This is a genomic window from Amycolatopsis sp. NPDC048633, assembly GCF_040650695.1.
Classification (GTDB): Bacteria; Actinomycetota; Actinomycetes; order Mycobacteriales; family Pseudonocardiaceae; genus Amycolatopsis.
This window is the reverse complement of sequence record NZ_JBEZHS010000002.1, coordinates 218,288-233,683: the sequence shown is the minus strand read 5'-3', so window position 1 is coordinate 233,683 and position 15,396 is coordinate 218,288. Positions and strand designations below refer to the sequence as shown.

The window sequence follows — 15,396 nt, the reverse complement described above, 5'->3', positions numbered from 1 at the left end:
CGTCGTCACGCCAGGTCCGGGATCAGCTCCCCGATCAGGCGGATGCTCTTCAGCACCTTCTCGTGCGGGATGCCGCCGATCTGCTGGAGGCACATCATCCGGTCGATGCCCAGGTCCGCGTACGCGCGCAGCTTCTTACGGCACGTCTCCGGGCTGCCCACGATCAGCGAGTCCTGCGCGCTCAGCACCTCGAACACCTCGTCGTCGGCCACCTGCTCGCCCTGGAGGATCCGGGCGATCAACAGGTTCGCCTCCGATGGTGCGTTCGCCGCCTCGCCGCGGAGGAAGTCGCCCGTGAGGCCCGGGGACTTCATCAGCTCTTCGTTGCGGGCGTTCGCGCGGACGAACTCCGTCGCCGCTTCGAAGAACGTCAACGCCGTCACCGTGTACCAGGCCGCGGCCGCCGCCGCGCCGTTGCGCATCGCTTCCTCGTCCGTGTCCGCGCAGTGGACGAACGTGAAGAACGCGACCTGGTCGTTGACGAACGCCCCGACCGGCGACGTGCATTCCGCGGCCGCCGCCCGGTACAGGCCGATCAGGCGGCTCGCCCGCTCCAGCGACTCCCACATGGTCGTGCCCAACACGCCCACCCCGCGGCGGCCGGCCTCTTCGAACGAGGCCGGGCTCGCCGCCGCCTGCCAGAGCGGCGGGTGCGGCCGCTGCAGCGGCTTCGGCCCGATCGCGACGTCGTCGACGCGGTAGTCGGCGCTCTCGTGGGAGAACCGTTCGGACGTCCACATCTTCGGCACCATCTCGAACGCCTGCTGCGTCTGGGCGCGCGCGTCCTCCGGCTCGATGCCGAACAGCCGCCACTCCGGGATCGTCGACCGGGTCAGGCCCAGCTCCACCCGGCCGCCACTGAGGTGGTCGAGCGTCGCCGCCCGCTCGGCGACGCGGATCGGGTGGTTGAACCGCCCCGGCGCGAGCACCGCGGAGTGCCCGAGCCGGATCCGGCTGGTGCGCTGGGAAAGCGCCGCCAGCATCAGCTCGGGAGCCGAGGAGAGGCTGAACTCCCCCGCACCGTGGTGCTCGACCTGCCACCAGCACCCGTAGCCCAGTTCGTCGGCCAGGACGGCCTGTTCGATGGCCTGCCGGAACCGCAGCTGTTCATGCCCTTCGGGCCACGGCCGCGGGTTCTGGATTTCGTTGAACAGATCGACCTTCATCCACGGCCTCCGCTTCGTCGGGGTCACCGAGAAGTCAGACGCCGAGAGCGATCGGTCCATTACAGGTAGTCACCTGGATGGAGCAGTTGCCCGGCGTACCGTCGCGGACCGGCTGCGGCGGCGCCTCGGTCAGCCCGGACCCAGGTCGGCCGACAGCCAGTGCTCCGGGCGCATGAAGAGGGCCGGGTGCTCGCCGAGCTCCTTCCGCTCGAAGGCGACGAACTCGTCGACCTTGCCCGCCGGGAGGTAGCGCGCCGCCATCTCTCGCGCCCGCTCGTCGTCGTCCGGCTCGGTCCTGGTCACCGGGCCCTCCACCGAGACGTAGCGGACCGTCGGCTCGGTCCGCTGCACCAGCAAGCTGAAGCGGCCGGCCACCTCGATCGCCCGGGCCTTCCGCGACCCCGGCGCCGTGCGGATCCACAGCTCGCCGCCCGGCGTGTACTGGTACCAGATCGGCACCGTGAGCGGCGCCCGATCGGGCCGCTCCACCACCGAAAGCGCACCGACGTGGGGTTGAGCCAGGAATTCTTCGCGTTCCTCCTTGGACAGCACCATGCCCCGAAGCTACCCGGGGGGTCCGACAAAAAAACGCTGAGACGCCCGTCACGTCGGCGTGGCTCATCGCGCCGGGGTGCCGTCCGCCTGCCATCCTGTGCCGTCAAGGAAGACAGGCGGACGGAGGCACCGTGGGCGTCATCAGCTGGATCGTGCTCGGGCTCATCGCGGGCGTGATCGCGAAGGTCCTCATGCCGGGCAAGGACCCCGGCGGCTGCATCATCACGATCCTGCTCGGCATCGGCGGCGCGTTCGTCGGCGGCTGGGTCGGCAAGACCCTGTTCCACACCGACCTCGGCACCTTCTTCGACCTCCGCACCTGGGGCCTCGCGGTCCTCGGCGCGCTGATCATCCTGGTGATCTACCGGATGGCCTTCGGCCGGAGCCGCCGCGACTAGTTGAGGCTGACGCCGTACGCGCTCAAGGCCTCGCCGACCGGCTGGAAGAACGACGTCCCGCTGCCCTTGCCCGACGTGATGCCCAGGCCGACGCTGCCGGCGAACAGGCAGCCGCCCGAGTCGCCCGGGTTGACCAGCGCGTTGGTCTGGATCAGCTGGGACACCGAGCCTTCGGCGTAGTTCACGGTCACGTTCGTCCGCGTGACCGAGCCCGACGTCAGGTGCGTGGTGCTGCCGCTCTTGCTGATCCGCTGGCCGACCGTCGCGGTGCCGGCCGAGCTGATCCGCTGCGTGGAGCCGTTCCACAGGGTGACCGCGCCCGGCGCGCTGCCGGTGTTGTTGCGGATCAGCCCGTAGTCGTTGCCCGGGAAGCTCGAACCCTGCGACGGGCCGACGTTCCACGTCGACACCGCGCGCGTGCAGTGGCCGGCGTCGACGAGGTAGTTCACGCCGCCGCGGTTGGTGTTGAAGCCGGCCGAACAGCGGGTGCCGCCGCCGGTGATGGCTTCGCCGTTGTAGATCGTGGTGTGCATCTCGCCCGTGACGCGCTCCACCCGGACGCGGTCGCCGAGTGCGGAAGCGGCCTTCAGCAGGGCGTCGGAGCCGCGCGCCGCGTCCGCCACGGTCACCACGACCTGGTTGGTCTTCGGGTCGAGGCCGATCGACGTGTGCGCGACCGCGGGCAGCGCCTGCAGGGCGTTCTGCGCGCCCGCCAGCGCGGAGCTCGAGTGCTTGACCAGCCGGGCCTGCCCACCGGCCGCGGTGACCTGGTCGGCGGCCGCCTGGTCGAGCACGTTCACCACGGGTTTCGCGGCCGCGTCGAGGTAGCCGTCGACGGCCCGGGCGCCGAGCGCGCCGGTGACCTGGTGCAGGGTCTCGACACTGGCCGCCTGCGTCCGCAGCAGCGCGACGGCGGCGGACTCGCTGATCCCGGCCTCCGCCGAGAGGGAGGCGACCGCGTCGCGCTGCACGTCGGGTGAGTAGCCGTCGATGGTGACGGCGGTGGCCGGGCTCGTCAGGAAGGCGGCGACCGCGCCGGCGGCCACCAAGGTGGTGGCGGAGCGGGCGAGCAAGTGTTTCGTGCGCATGCCGGTACTCGCTTTCACGGGGAACCGGCGCGAGGGATGGCCACGCCGGTCGCGGTGGGGTGACCGGTGTTCCGGTGCGCCCGAGGGTGATCCGCGGCCGGAACCGGCGGTACCGACTTTCGTCGGACAGGACAAAAGATAGGTACCGGACAATTCGCCCCGCGCACAGTAACCGGACAGCGAAGCGGACCAGTCGTGGTCCGTGGTCTGTCCACTTGCGACGGACGCGGCCTCAGCCCCGCGCCGGAGAAGGCCACGCGAGGCCGTCGATGGTCAGGAAAGGCTCGCCCGCCACCACGGCCGGCGTGATCCCCGTGAACGCCCGGACTTCGCGGTGCAAGTGGGACTGGTCGGCGTAGCCCGCGTCGGCGGCGACGAAGGCGGCGTCCTGGCCCGCCACCAGCCGGTGGACGGCGTGGTCGAAGCGCACCAGCCGCGCCGCGCGTTTGGGCGGCAGGCCGATCTGCGCCCGGAACCGGGACCACAGGCGCTTGCGGCTCCACCCGACGTCATCGGCGAGCCGCTCGACGCGGACCCGGCCGCGGGTGCGGACCATGCGCCCCCACGCCCACGCGACCTCCGGGTCGGCCGCCGGTCCCGCGTCGAGACGGCGGGCGAGCACCGCGTCCGTCAGCGCGAACCGCTCCTCCCACGACGGCGTCTCGCTCAGCCGCTCGGCGAGCCGGGCCGCGTCCCGGCCCCACAGGTCGTCCAGGGCTATGAACCCGCCGTCCAGCTCGGCCGGGCGGACGCCGAGGACGGCGCCCGCGATCATCGGCGGCAGGCGCACCTGGACGCAGGCGAAGTCCGCCGCCTGCGTCACCCGGGTCGTGCCGAACCCGAGCCCGGCGACGACACTCCCCCGCCCGGCCGCGCCGGACAGGACGACGGTGCCGGGACCGAACACCAGGGCCAGCGTCACCGCCGGGGGCGGGATCAGCCGGAGGCCGGCCGGGGTGCGGCCGCGGTCGGAGAACCCGGCCATCGCGGCGCCGGGCAGCCGGCCGGGCGACGCCGGGACCGCGACGTCCCACAGTGGTTCCTCGGGCCCCATGGTTCCCAAGCTACGCGGAACATTCGTCCAATCCACCGGCATCCCGGGCGGCCAGGGTCGGCGCATGACGAACCTCCACCTGACCGACGACGGCCCGCGCGACGCGCCGGTCCTCCTCCTGATCCACGGGTCCGCCTCCTCGACCCGCTCGTGGGACGCGCTGCTCCCCCTGTTGACCGGCGCCCACCGCGTGGTCCGGGTCGACCTGCTCGGGCACGGGCGGTCGGCCAAGCCCGACGACGCCGGGTACGGCGTCCCCGAGCAGGCCCGCCGGGCCGGCGAGGAGCTGGACCGGCTCGGTGTCGAGCACGCCGTGGTCGTCGGTCACTCCAGCGGCGGCTTGGTCGCCACCGCCCTCGCCGAGGAGCGGCCCGCGCTGGTGACCGCGCTCGTGCTCGTCGACACCGGGCCGAGCCTCGACACCTACATCGGCCCGCAGATCGCGTTCGAAGCCGGGCAGTGGGCGCAGCTGACCGACGAGGAGATCCGCCAGGCCATGACATCCGCTTTCGGCCCCGGTGACTACGAGGCGCCCGCGGCACTCGTGGCCGACGTGCGCGAGATGACCTTCACCTCGTTCACCGCGACCCAGCGTGGAGCCGTCGAATACCTTGCGCGCCAACCGATCCCGGAGCGGCTGACGGCGCTGGGCACACCGGTGCTGGCGCTCTTCGGCGAAGACGACCGGCGCTGGCAGCCCTCGAGTTCCCTCGCGGCCTACCGCGCCGTGCCGGGCACGCGGGTCGTGCCGCTGCCCGGCGTCGGTCACTCCCCCATGCTGGAAGCTCCGCCGCGGACCGCCGAAGCGCTGCTGGCCTTCACCGGGTCCACGCTGACCAGGCAGAGCTCGGCGAGCCCGCGCACGTAGCGGCTGGCCCGCAGGTCGCTCGGCATCACGAGCGTCGGGCGCGGCAGGACCTCGCCGTTGTACCGGGTCGCCAGCAGGGCGGCGCAGTGGCCGAACTCGGGGTCGATCTCCGCCAGGGACAGCACCACCCGGAAGCCGTCCTCGGCGACGGCGACCACGACGACGGTCAGCCCGGACATCTTGTGCCGCGGGTCCAGGGGCAGCGGCCCTTCGGTGAGGACGTCGTGGAGGTGCACGCCGTGCACCTCGTGCCGCTCCCGCTTGCGCCGCGTCACGTACTCGACGTCGAGCCGGACCTGCGAACGGGCCCGCAGCTCACCGACGTCGATCAGCCGAGAAGCGCACCCCGTCCCCGTGACGAGCAGCCGCCCTTCCGGGGGCGGGGTGTAAGGCTCCATCGCTCCACGCTAAGTCGCACCCGGAGCCGCGCACATCCACCGATCAGGCACGACTCGGTCGCAAATACGGAACGATTCGCTGCGGGAAGCCGCAGAAGCGGTGATTTCGGGCCGTCAGCCGGTCGCCAGGGAGACCTCGGTCGACTTGAGCAGCGCGACCACCGGGGTGCCCGGTTCGAGCCCCAGCTCGGCGACGGCTTCCCGGGTGATCGACGCGGTGAGCTCGGCGCCGTCCACGGCGACCTTGACCGTCGCCATCGCACCGCCGGTCGCGACGGCGGTGACGTGGCCGGCCAGCTGGTTGCGGATGCTGATGCCGGTCACCGGCCCGGTCGCCAGCGACACCTCGGTCGACTTGACCAGCGCGCGCACGGCCGTCCCCTCGGCGAGACCGAGGTCCTCGACCGCCTCCCGGGTGACGGCGGCGGTGATCTCCTGCCCGCCGGACAGGCGTGTCTTGACGGTTGCCATCACCTCGCCCGGCGTGACGGCGGAGACCGTCCCGTCGAGCTGGTTGCGGATGCTCAGAGCCATGGCGGGACCCTAGCCGCGAGCCGGGAACCGTGCATTTCGCGACGTCACCGGAACGTGTCAGCCCACGGCCAGTTCGGCCCAGACGGTCTTGCCGCCGTCGTGCTGCCACTGTCCCCACCGCCGGCTGCAGGCGCCGATCATCATCAGTCCGCGCCCGCCGTCGACGTCCGGCGGCCGCGGGCGGGCCGGGCGCGGGCTGGCGTCGGTGACCTCGAACCGCAGGTGACCGGCCTTCCGGACGAGCCGCACCCGGGCCGGGGTCCGGCCGTGGCGGAGCACGTTCGAGACCAGTTCGTCGAGCACCAGCACCGCGTCGGCCAGGCTTTCCGGCGCCAGGCCGCTCAGCAGGTCCAGGGCCCACTTCCGGACCTTGGCCGGCTGGTCCGTGCCGGTGCCGAACTCACGCGTCGGGATCGTTCTCACACCCCTTCGAAACCTGGGCTTGATACCCCTTTCCGGCGGTTCCCAAACAAGGCGCGGCTCGGCCCACGCGGCGGGGGCCCGGGTGGCAGGATGTGCCCGGTGAGCATGCGCACCAGGAACAACGTGGTCGTGACCGGCCGTGAAGACGGGCCCACCGTCCTGCTGGCCCACGGTTTCGGCTGCGACCAGAACCTGTGGCGCCTCGTCGTTCCCGGCTTGGCCGCGCGGTACCGCGTGGTGCTGTTCGACCACACCGGCGCCGGGCGCTCGGACCTGTCGGCCTGGACCCCGGAGCGCTACGGCACTCTCGACGGTTACGCCGACGACGTCCTGGCCCTGTGCCACGAACTGGACCTGCGGGACGTCGTGCTCGTGGGGCACTCGGTCAGCGCGATGATCGCCGTGCTGGCCGCCAACCGCGAGCCGGACCGATTCGCGAAGCTGGTGCTGCTCACGCCGTCCCCGTGCTACATCGACGACGAGGACTACCGCGGCGGGTTCAGCCGCGAGGACATCGACGAGCTCCTCGAGGCGCTGGAGTCGAACTACCTGGGCTGGTCGGCCGCGATGGCGCCGGTGATCATGGGCAACCCGGACCGCCCGGAGCTGGGCGAGGAGCTGACGAACAGCTTCTGCCGGACCGATCCCGCGATCGCCCGCGTCTTCGCGCGCGCGACGTTCCTCTCCGACAACCGCGCCGACCTGGCGAAGGTCTCCGTGCCGACGCTGGTCCTCGAGTGCGCCAACGACGCCATCGCGCCCCCGGAGGTCGGGCGGTTCACCCACGAGGAGATCGCGGGCAGCCGGCTGGTGACGCTCGACGCGATCGGGCACTGCCCGCAGCTGAGCGCGCCCGAAGCCACCACAGCCGCGATCACGGCGTTCGTGAGCGGCCCATGATGTGCGCGGGCGACCGGGAGAACGCCGATCCGGCGTTTTCGGCGTTGCTGGAGGACAGCGTGGAAGACCTCTACGAGAATGCGCCCTGCGGATACCTCTCGACGCTGCTGGACGGCACGATCGCGAAGATCAACGCGACACTGCTCGGCTGGCTGGGCCACGAACGCGAGGAGATCGTCGGGCGGCGCCGGTTCTCCGACCTGCTCACCGTCGGCGGCCGGCTGTACCACGAGACGCACTTCGCGCCGTTGCTGCGCATGCAGGGCGAACTCGGCGGCGTCGCCTTCGAGATGAAGACGGCGGGCGGCGCCCGGCTGCCGGTGCTGGTGACCTCGACGGTCAAGGCCGGCTCCGACGGCGAGGCGCAGCTGATCCGCACCACGGTGTTCGACGCGCGCGACCGGCGCGCCTACGAACAGGAGCTGCTGCGGGCGCGCGACGAGGCCGAGCGCGAACGCGACCGGGTGCAGCGGCTGGCGAGGACGCTGCAGCAGACGCTGCTGCCGCCCGCCCTGGCCGAGGTGCCCGGGATGCGGGTGGCGGCCTACTACCACCCCGCGTCGGCCGACCAGGTGGGCGGCGACTTCTACGACCTGTTCCCGATCACCGGCGACACGTGGGGTTTCTTCCTCGGCGACGTCTCGGGCAAGGGGGCCGCCGCCGCGGTGGTGACGTCGCTGGCGCGCTACACGCTGCGGGCGGCCGCGGTGCACGACCCGGACCCGACCGTCGCGCTCGGCACCCTCAACACAGTGCTCAACCAGGAGTTCCACGGCACGGACCCGCGCTACTGCACCGTCATCCACGGCCGCATCCGCCCGCACGGCGACAGCGCGACGGTCACCCTGGCCGGCGGCGGCCACCCGCCGGCGTTGCTGATCCGGGCCGACGGGACGGCGTCGTTCCTGCCGATCCCGGGCGGCCAGCTGGTCGGCGCCCTGCCCGGCGCGCGCTTCGCCGCGGTGGACGTGCGCTTGGCGGCCGGGGACACGGTGCTGCTCTACACCGACGGGCTGACCGAAGCCCGCACGCACGGCCGCACGCGCTACAGCGAAGAACAGCTGCGCGACGACTTGACCGGCCTGGCCCCAACCACCGCCCCGTCGGTGATCGAGGCGGTCACCGACCTGCTGGCCGGCTTCGGCGACGGCGTCGAGGACGACACCGCCCTGCTGGCGTTCAGCATCCCGCTGCCCGGAGGCGACCAGCCATGACGAACCCGTTCTCGACTTCGACCGACGCGGCGGGCACGGGCCCGATCCTGACCGTCCGCGGCGAGCTCGACGTGGCCACCGCGCCCCGGCTCCGCGCCGGCATCGCCGAGCTCACGCTGGGGGCCGGGCAGCTGCTGGTGGTGGACCTGGCGGGCGTGACTTTTTGCGACTCCAGCGGGATTTCCGCGCTCATCGCGGCCCGGAACGTGGCCGAGGCGGCCGACGCGAAGGTCGCTCTGGTCGCGGTGCCCACCCGGCTCACGCGAACCTTCGCGCTGACGGGGCTGGCGGACTTCTTCCCGACCTATCCGACGGCCGAGGAAGCCATCTCCGCCCACGGCTGACGGGTTCGCCGCGGCTCAGCCGCTCGTCCCGCGGCGGGCCAGCCAGGTGGCGATCTGGGCCCGGGAGCCGAACCCCAGCTTCGCGAGGATGTGCGCCACGTGCGACTCGGCCGTGCGGCGGCTGATCACCAAGCGGAGCGCGATGTCCTTGTTGGTCAGTCCCTCGGCGACGAGCCGGGCCACCTCGTACTCCCGCTCGCTCAGCTCCGGCGGGTGGGCCGGCGGCTGCGGCTGCGCTTCGCCGAGGGCAGCGTCGACCGCCTGGACGAGGTCGCCGGCGGCCGAGGCGCCGTGGGCGAAGGCCGTGTCGTAGCGGGCCGCGCCCAATGCACGGACGACCTCGGCGACGCACTCTTCGTGGGCTTCGATCAGCTGCGGGAACCCGAACAGCGGTGCGGCACCGAGCAGCGGCCACACCGCGTGCGCGACGCCGAGCAGTTCCGCGGCGCGTTCGGGGCGCCGCAGGTCCGCCGTCGCCCACGCGAGCACCTCCACCGACTTCACAACGCCGAGCACGTCGGTGAAGGGGCGGGCGTGCCGCAACGCGGAGACGAGCTCTCGCGAGGCTTCGGCGGGCCGGCCGAGCCGCCACAGCGTCAGGCCGCGGACGTACCGCAGCGTGGTGCGCGAAAACTGCTCGCCCGTGCGATCGCTCAGCGCCAGCCCCCGGTCCGCAGTGGCGAGCGCTTCCTCGAGGTCTCCGCGCCACGCGAACGACTGGGCGAGCGAAGAAAGGCACTGGAACAGCATGCTGCTGCGTTCACCGGCCGCCTCCAGCCGGTCGGCGGCCGCGCGGAACAGGGTCGCCGCCCGCCCGACGTCGCCGGAGAAGAAGTGGCACCCGCCGAGCACGAGCTGGGCGTGCGCGAGCTCGCTTTCGTCGTCGTGAGCCCGTGCCCACGCTTCGACCTCCTCGGCCAGCTCGACCGCCGACGCGGCCTCGCCCATGAAACAGCGGGCCGAGGCGACGATCCACAGTGCCCGGACGCGGTCCCGGCTCGGCCCGGGATTCAGGGCCAGGGCGCGTTCGAGCCAGCGTCTGCCCTCGGTGACCTGCCCGAAGAAGAGCCACTGGAGCCGGCACGAGACCCCCAGGCGCAACCCCGCCGCCTCCTGGCCCGGCGTGCTCAGGCAGTACTCGAGCGCGACCCGGATGTTCGGGCCCTCACGCCGCAGGCGCGCGGCCGCCCCGGCCTGGTCCGGCCCGTGCCGCCAGCCGTGCTCGGCCTGCCCGGCGACGGCCAGGTAGTGGTCCCGGTGGCGCTGCCGCACGAGGTCCTCCTCACCGGACTCGCGCAGCTTCGCCAGCGCGTACTGCCGCACCGGCTCCAGCAGGTGGAAGCGCGGGACGCCGTCCGCGGAGGCGACCTGGACGACGGAGCTGTCGACCAGCCCCGCCACCAGGTCGAGCACGCCCACGTGCTCGCCGGCGTCGCACACGGCCTCGACGGCGGCGAGGTCGAAGCCACCGGCGAACACCGGCAGCCGCGTCCACAGCCGCCGTTCGGCCGGTGTGCAGAGGTCGTAGCTCCAGGCGACCGCACCGGCGAGCGTCCGGTGCCGGGCCGGCGCGACCGTGCTGCCGCGCGCGAGCAGGGCGAAGAAGTCGTCGAGCCGGTCGAGCAGCTCGTCGACGCCGAGCACCCGCAGCCACCCGGCGGCGAGCTCGACGGCGAGCGGGATGCCGTCCAGCCGGCGGCAGACCTGCACCACCTGCGGCCAGTTCGCGCGGTCCACGGCGAACCCGGCCGACACGGCCGCGGCCCGGTCGGCGAACAGCGCGACGACGTCCAGCCCCGCCGCGCTTTCGAAGTCGCGGACCTCGGGGACGGCCAGCGGCGGGACGGGGAACACGTGCTCCCCTTCGACCCCGAGCACGTGCCGGCTGGTGGTCAGGATCCGCAGGCCCGGGGCGGCCGTCAGCAGCTCGTGGACCAGCTCGGCGCACGATCGTCCCAGGTGCTCGCAGTTGTCGAGGACGAGCAGCAGCCGCTTGTCCCGCAGGAACGCCGTGAGCCCGGCGACCGGGTCGCCGCCGGTGTCGCGCAGCCCGAGCGCGGCACCGACAGTCGGGGCGACCAGGTCCGGGTCGCGCACCGTGGCCAGCTCGATCAGCCACGCCCCGTCCGGGACCATGCGGTGCACCTGCGCGGCGGCCCTCACCGCCAGCCGGGTCTTGCCGACCCCGCCGGTGCCGGTGAGGGTGACCAGCCGCCCGGCCGACAGGAGCCTGCGCGTCTCGCTCAGCTCCCGCCGGCGTCCGACGAAACTCGTCACCTCCGCCGGCAGTGCGGGCACGTCGATCACTTCCTCGCCACGGCTCCGGCCTTCGGGGCCGTAGCCGAGCCTACCGAGGAAGGATCAGCGAAGCAGGTGCTTCAGATCCGCTGCCGCGTGCCGCAGCTCGGCGCGCACCGAGGGCAGGTCGTGGATCGGGTTCAGCAGGGCCATGTCGTGGATCTGCCCGACGTACTGGACCGAGACGACGTCGACGCCGGCCTCGTCGAGCTTGTGTCCATACGCGACACCTTCGTCGCGGAGCACGTCGTTGCCCGAGGTGTGGATGATCGCCGGCGGCAGGCCGCGCAGTCGCTCCACGCTCGCCCGCAGCGGTGACGCATACGGGTTGTCGCGGGTGGTCTCGTCGGGGGCGTAGGTGTCCCACCCGAACTTCATGAAGTCCAGCGGCAGGAAGCGGCCGTCGGCGAACTCGCGGTACGACTCGGTGTCGACCCGCGCGTCGGTGGCCGGGTACAGCAGCAGCTGCGCCCGGATCGGCGGGCCGTCGTGGTCGCGGCTGTAGAGCGTGAGCGCGGCGCTGAGGTTGCCGCCGACGCTGTTGCCCGCGACGGCCAGGCGTGCCGCGTCGAGGCGTTCGGAGGCCCCTTCGCGCGCAACCCACTTGAGGGCGGCGAAACACTCCTCGAGCTGTGTCGGGAAGACCGCGTCGGGGATCGGCGTGTACTCGACGAAGACCACCGCGTACCCGGTCTCGACGACGAGGTCGCGCGTGAGGCGCTGGTGGTTGGCGAAGTCGCCGGCGATCCACACCCCGCCGTGCAGGAAGAGGATGACCGGCAGCGTCCCGGTCGAACCGGCGGGGCGCTGGACGTAGATCTTCACGCGCGTGCCGTCGACCTCGACGTCGCGCTCCTCGACGTCGACCCCGCCGAGGTCGACGTCGACGGACGCCTGCAGGCCGCCGAGCGTGGCGCGCACCTGCGGGCCGGGCAGGAGCCAGAACGGGTCGGGGTTCTTGTTGAGCTCCGCGAGGAACTCGCGGACGCGTCGCTCGATGCGGGGATCGGTCCCCGCGTCGGGGACGTCGAATGTGTCGTTCATGGTCGTTCTCCTGCCGTCTCGCGGGCCCCGAGTATCACGAGGCCCGCGAGCCGCGGGCATCCGTCAAAATACGGAAAGCCGTGCTCAGAGGCAGGGCGGCCGGTAGCCGTCGACGCGCAGGCCGCGGAACTCGAGCTCGTTCGGCGTCTTGCCGACGAAGACCAGGCCGCGGGCCTCCGTCAACGCCGAAGCGAACGAGTACGCCGGTGTGCCCAGCTCGGGCAGCGACGTCCACGCGCGGGGGTTGAAGCTGAAGAACTTCGTGACGAGCCTCCCGCGGGTCGAGGGCACCAGCGTGAGCCACTTGTCGCCGCCGCTCCAGTGGGACGCCGGGCGCAGCTGGACGTAGAGGTCGTCGGTCGCGCGGTAGGTCAGCCAGAAGCCGGCCGAGCGGGAGAGGTCGGCCTGGGCCTCGAACTGGTTGCCGAGCCACACGACGGCCACGTGCCACTCGGCGTTGAGGAACGACACCTTCGCCGCGTATCCGTGGCCTTCGCGGACAAGCAGGGTTCCGGTGGCCGGGACGGTGGTGCCCTCACCGCTGGCCAGCCACTGCTGAAACCGGTCGATCGAGGGGGTCGAGCACTCGCAAGCGGGCTGCGGTGACGCGTTCGCAGCTGGGGTGACCAGGGAAAACGCGAGGAGGGATGCGATGACCGCGAGCGTCCGGGCGAAGGCGAGGCGCATGCCGGGAAGCTACCAGACCGGGTGTGCCCTGCGTCACGGAATGCGCGTCGATCCCGGGCGCTACAGAGGAGTAGGAACCGTACGAATCCCTAGGGAGGGCCATGTCCGCCACGACCACGCCGGAAGAAACGTCCACCACCCCGGTGGTGCCCACGCTCGACGACTTCGACTTCCCGCTCACCGACGGCGCGGCCTGCCGCATCGACGACCCGGACTGCGAAGCCTGCCAGTGACCCGGCGCCCCGGTGCGGTCCCTCCGCGCCGGGGCTCGCAGCGGGCATTGTTGTCGTCGAGCGGCGAACCGCGCCGCGACGCACGAGAGGAGTTCCGATCATGGACATGAAGCTCGAGGTCGTGGTGCTGCCCGTCGCCGACGCCGACCGGACCAAGCGGTTCTACGAGGCCCTCGGCTGGCGCGAGGACGCCGACATCGACTTCGGCGCCTCGCGGATCGTGCAGCTGACCCCGCCGGGGTCGGCGACGTCGGTCCACTTCGGCACCGGCCTCACCGACGCCGCCCCCGGCTCGGTCCGGAGCACCTACCTCGTCGTCGAGGACGTCGAGGCGGCCAGGGCGGAGCTCGCCGGCCACGGCGTCGACGTCAGCGAGGTGTTCCACCGCGACGAGACGGGCGCGTTCGCGCCGGGCGCCCACCCCGATCGCGGCACGTACTCGTCGTTCGCGTCGTTCAGCGACCCGGACGGCAACACCTGGCTGCTGCAGGAGATCACGACCCGGTTCCCCGGACGCGTCGACGGCGTGACGTACGGCTCGGCGGAGGAGCTGGAGCGGGCACTGCGCGAAGCCGCGGCCGCGCACGGCGAGCACGAGAAAGAGACCGGGGAGTACGACGCGGAATGGCCGGTCTGGTACTCGCGGTACATGGCGGAGCACCAGAAGGCCTGAGCCAGCCGCTCAGCGATACGGAGTCTCACGCGGTGCCTGCCGCGCCCGTGGTGGCTGTTGTCCTCGCGGAACCTGCGGTCGCGGCGGGGGCGGCCCCTGGCGCCGTACTGGGGGGCGAGCCGCGGCCGGGCGCGGCGGGCGCTCGCGCCGCTCCGGCTCGGGCTCCCGCGCCGGTGCCCGGGACGGCCGGTTCGCCCACGAGTCGAACAGCACGATCAGCGCCGCGAACACCGCGCAGCCCAGCCCCAGAGCCACGTTGACCAGCGACCCGATGATGCCGGCCACCAGCAGCACGGGCAGCACCGCCATCAGGCAGAACGGGTCGATCCTGCCGAACTTCGGGCGGGACGGCCCCTCCCGGGGACTCACCGCGCGACCTCCGCTTTCCCTCGCGCCATGGTCGCAGTATGCAACTCCGAGCCCGAACCAGCCACCATCAGCCCCCAGAAATCGGACAAAGCGAATAAATCACGGCCTGCGATCCCGCAAAGCCGTCTCGACTTCCCCGCCCGTCAGCCGCCGGGGGCCGACGTAGTACAGCACCGCCCCCGCCGCCAGCTCGGCGTCCCAGCCCGGGTTCACCACCAGGTCCTCCCCCGTGCGCGCGGCCAGCACCGTCGCGCCGTACGCGCGCCCGAGCGCGATGCGGCACCGCGACGCCGGCAGCCGGCCGAGCGACTCCGGCAGCGTCACCGAGAACGTGTCCGCGCCCCCGGCCGTCATCAGCTCGGCGTACACCTCCGCGATCCCCGGCGACGTCAGCTCCTCGGTCACCATCCGGGGCGTGTGCCACTGCACGCAGCGGATCCGCGGGTCCACGTACCGCAGCAGCTCCGCCCGCTCGAGGTCGCGCAGGGTGACCACGACGTGCGACACCGGGCTGGCGTGGTCCACCGTGACCGCGACGGCCAGCGCCTCGTTGTCGTCGGCCATGTCGACCAGGACGGCGGCCGCGTGCGGCACGCCCGCCCGGGCCAGCACCTCGGCGGCCGTCGGCTCACCGCGGACGAACTCCACCGGCTGCTCCGGCATCGGGTGCACCGGCACCTCCGCGCAGAGCACCAGCCCGGTCACGCCGTCGGCCAGCAGCTGGGCCACGATCCGCTCGGTCCGCCCGGCCGCGTACCCGACCAGCACCGTGTGCCCGGTCCCCCGCACCGCCTCCGTCCCCTGCATCCGCCGTCCCTTCGCCTGTTCCAGCACCGAAGCGAGCTTCGTGAACACCGTCGTGAGCGTGGCGAGCCCGCCGGCGATGACGTACGCGCCCACGAAGTGCCCGGCGAGCGTCTCGGGCGAGAAGTCGCCGTACCCGACCGTGGTCGTGGTGACGACGAAGTACCACCAGAAGTTGGCGGGCCGGACCAGCTCGCTGCCGGCCGGCTCGGCGAGCGCCATCAGCGGCCAGCTCGTCGCGAACACGACCACCACCACGGCGACCGGCAGGAGCCAGCCCCGGTTCGGCAACCAGCGCGCGAACAACCGCGAGAGGAAGAACGTCACCGATCCTCCTCGCCGGACT

General features: G+C 72.5%; 19 protein-coding genes. 7 read left to right on the top strand and 12 right to left on the bottom strand.

From position 1 onward, the window contains the following. Positions 1 to 5: 5 nt before the first annotated feature. Both AB0C38_RS07590 and AB0C38_RS07585 read right to left on the bottom strand, forming a co-directional pair. Positions 6 to 1,166: an LLM class flavin-dependent oxidoreductase gene (locus tag AB0C38_RS07590; RefSeq protein ID WP_360668165.1), complete on the bottom strand. Its 1,161-nt coding sequence runs from the start codon at positions 1,164 to 1,166 to the stop codon at positions 6 to 8. 129 nt (positions 1,167 to 1,295) lie between these two features. Continuing rightward, positions 1,296 to 1,721 (bottom strand): pyridoxamine 5'-phosphate oxidase family protein, encoded by a 426-nt coding sequence (locus AB0C38_RS07585; protein ID WP_360668162.1) that lies wholly within the window; start codon positions 1,719 to 1,721, stop codon positions 1,296 to 1,298. A gap of 131 nt (positions 1,722 to 1,852) precedes the next feature. Here AB0C38_RS07585 and AB0C38_RS07580 point away from each other — a divergent pair, with 131 nt between their 5' ends. Beyond that, positions 1,853 to 2,119: a GlsB/YeaQ/YmgE family stress response membrane protein gene (locus tag AB0C38_RS07580; protein WP_155547145.1), complete on the top strand. Its 267-nt coding sequence runs from the start codon at positions 1,853 to 1,855 to the stop codon at positions 2,117 to 2,119. Here the strand turns inward: AB0C38_RS07580 and AB0C38_RS07575 are convergent. After that, positions 2,116 to 3,207 (bottom strand): alpha-lytic protease prodomain-containing protein, encoded by a 1,092-nt coding sequence (locus tag AB0C38_RS07575; protein WP_360668159.1) that lies wholly within the window; start codon positions 3,205 to 3,207, stop codon positions 2,116 to 2,118. The two genes, AB0C38_RS07580 and AB0C38_RS07575, sit on opposite strands and share 4 nt — an antisense overlap. A gap of 232 nt (positions 3,208 to 3,439) precedes the next feature. Continuing rightward, on the bottom strand, positions 3,440 to 4,261 hold the full coding sequence (locus tag AB0C38_RS07570; protein WP_360668156.1) for a helix-turn-helix domain-containing protein: 822 nt from the start codon (positions 4,259 to 4,261) through the stop codon (positions 3,440 to 3,442). A 64-nt stretch (positions 4,262 to 4,325) separates the two neighbouring features. Here AB0C38_RS07570 and AB0C38_RS07565 point away from each other — a divergent pair, with 64 nt between their 5' ends. Next, positions 4,326 to 5,129, top strand: a complete 804-nt coding sequence (locus tag AB0C38_RS07565) for an alpha/beta fold hydrolase (protein ID WP_360668154.1) — start codon at positions 4,326 to 4,328, stop codon at positions 5,127 to 5,129. Here the strand turns inward: AB0C38_RS07565 and AB0C38_RS07560 are convergent. The 3 genes from AB0C38_RS07560 to AB0C38_RS07550 form a co-directional block, all read right to left on the bottom strand. Further along, the gene (locus AB0C38_RS07560) at positions 5,027 to 5,527 is read right to left on the bottom strand and encodes a molybdopterin-binding protein (RefSeq protein ID WP_360668151.1); all 501 of its coding nucleotides are present in this window, start codon (positions 5,525 to 5,527) and stop codon (positions 5,027 to 5,029) included. The genes AB0C38_RS07565 and AB0C38_RS07560 overlap by 103 nt on opposite strands. Positions 5,528 to 5,641: 114 nt before the next feature. Next, positions 5,642 to 6,061 (bottom strand): TOBE domain-containing protein, encoded by a 420-nt coding sequence (locus tag AB0C38_RS07555; protein WP_360668148.1) that lies wholly within the window; start codon positions 6,059 to 6,061, stop codon positions 5,642 to 5,644. Between the two features lie 57 nt (positions 6,062 to 6,118). Continuing rightward, a complete protein-coding gene (locus AB0C38_RS07550) occupies positions 6,119 to 6,484 on the bottom strand; it encodes an ATP-binding protein (RefSeq protein WP_360668145.1) in 366 nt (121 codons plus the stop codon). A 90-nt stretch (positions 6,485 to 6,574) separates the two neighbouring features. On the opposite strand from AB0C38_RS07550, the gene AB0C38_RS07545 reads away from it, so the two are divergent. From AB0C38_RS07545 to AB0C38_RS07535, 3 genes are read left to right on the top strand one after another with little or no spacing between them, the layout of a single operon-like run. Continuing rightward, positions 6,575 to 7,384, top strand: coding sequence for an alpha/beta hydrolase (locus AB0C38_RS07545; protein ID WP_360668143.1), 810 nt, complete (start codon positions 6,575 to 6,577; stop codon positions 7,382 to 7,384). After that, the gene (locus AB0C38_RS07540; protein WP_360668141.1) at positions 7,384 to 8,598 is read left to right on the top strand and encodes a SpoIIE family protein phosphatase; all 1,215 of its coding nucleotides are present in this window, start codon (positions 7,384 to 7,386) and stop codon (positions 8,596 to 8,598) included. The genes AB0C38_RS07545 and AB0C38_RS07540 overlap by 1 nt, the downstream gene beginning before the upstream one ends. Further along, the gene (locus AB0C38_RS07535) at positions 8,595 to 8,942 is read left to right on the top strand and encodes an STAS domain-containing protein (RefSeq protein ID WP_360668138.1); all 348 of its coding nucleotides are present in this window, start codon (positions 8,595 to 8,597) and stop codon (positions 8,940 to 8,942) included. Before AB0C38_RS07540 ends, AB0C38_RS07535 begins: the two co-directional genes overlap by 4 nt. A 15-nt stretch (positions 8,943 to 8,957) precedes the next feature. On the opposite strand, the gene AB0C38_RS07530 is transcribed toward AB0C38_RS07535, so the two are convergent. The 3 genes from AB0C38_RS07530 to AB0C38_RS07520 form a co-directional block, all read right to left on the bottom strand. Continuing rightward, positions 8,958 to 11,240, bottom strand: a complete 2,283-nt coding sequence (locus AB0C38_RS07530) for a LuxR C-terminal-related transcriptional regulator (protein ID WP_360668135.1) — start codon at positions 11,238 to 11,240, stop codon at positions 8,958 to 8,960. Between the two features lie 63 nt (positions 11,241 to 11,303). Next, entirely contained in the window at positions 11,304 to 12,284 is a 981-nt protein-coding gene (locus AB0C38_RS07525) for an alpha/beta hydrolase (protein ID WP_360668132.1), read from the bottom strand. Between the two features lie 84 nt (positions 12,285 to 12,368). Continuing rightward, on the bottom strand, positions 12,369 to 12,971 hold the full coding sequence (locus AB0C38_RS07520; RefSeq protein WP_360668129.1) for a hypothetical protein: 603 nt from the start codon (positions 12,969 to 12,971) through the stop codon (positions 12,369 to 12,371). 101 nt (positions 12,972 to 13,072) lie between these two features. Between AB0C38_RS07520 and AB0C38_RS07515 the strand changes: the two genes are divergently transcribed. Further along, a complete protein-coding gene (locus AB0C38_RS07515) occupies positions 13,073 to 13,204 on the top strand; it encodes a hypothetical protein (protein ID WP_360668126.1) in 132 nt (43 codons plus the stop codon). 100 nt (positions 13,205 to 13,304) lie between these two features. Further along, positions 13,305 to 13,877 (top strand): VOC family protein, encoded by a 573-nt coding sequence (locus AB0C38_RS07510; RefSeq protein ID WP_360668123.1) that lies wholly within the window; start codon positions 13,305 to 13,307, stop codon positions 13,875 to 13,877. A gap of 9 nt (positions 13,878 to 13,886) precedes the next feature. Here AB0C38_RS07510 and AB0C38_RS07505 read toward each other — a convergent pair whose 3' ends face one another. Together AB0C38_RS07505 and AB0C38_RS07500 are read right to left on the bottom strand one after the other, a co-directional pair. After that, entirely contained in the window at positions 13,887 to 14,246 is a 360-nt protein-coding gene (locus tag AB0C38_RS07505; protein ID WP_360668120.1) for a hypothetical protein, read from the bottom strand. Positions 14,247 to 14,345: 99 nt separating this feature from the next. Then, positions 14,346 to 15,377 carry an ion channel gene (locus tag AB0C38_RS07500; protein WP_360668117.1) on the bottom strand — a complete coding sequence of 344 codons (1,032 nt, stop codon included), beginning with the start codon at positions 15,375 to 15,377 and terminating at the stop codon, positions 14,346 to 14,348. Between the last annotated feature and the right edge of the window lie 19 nt (positions 15,378 to 15,396).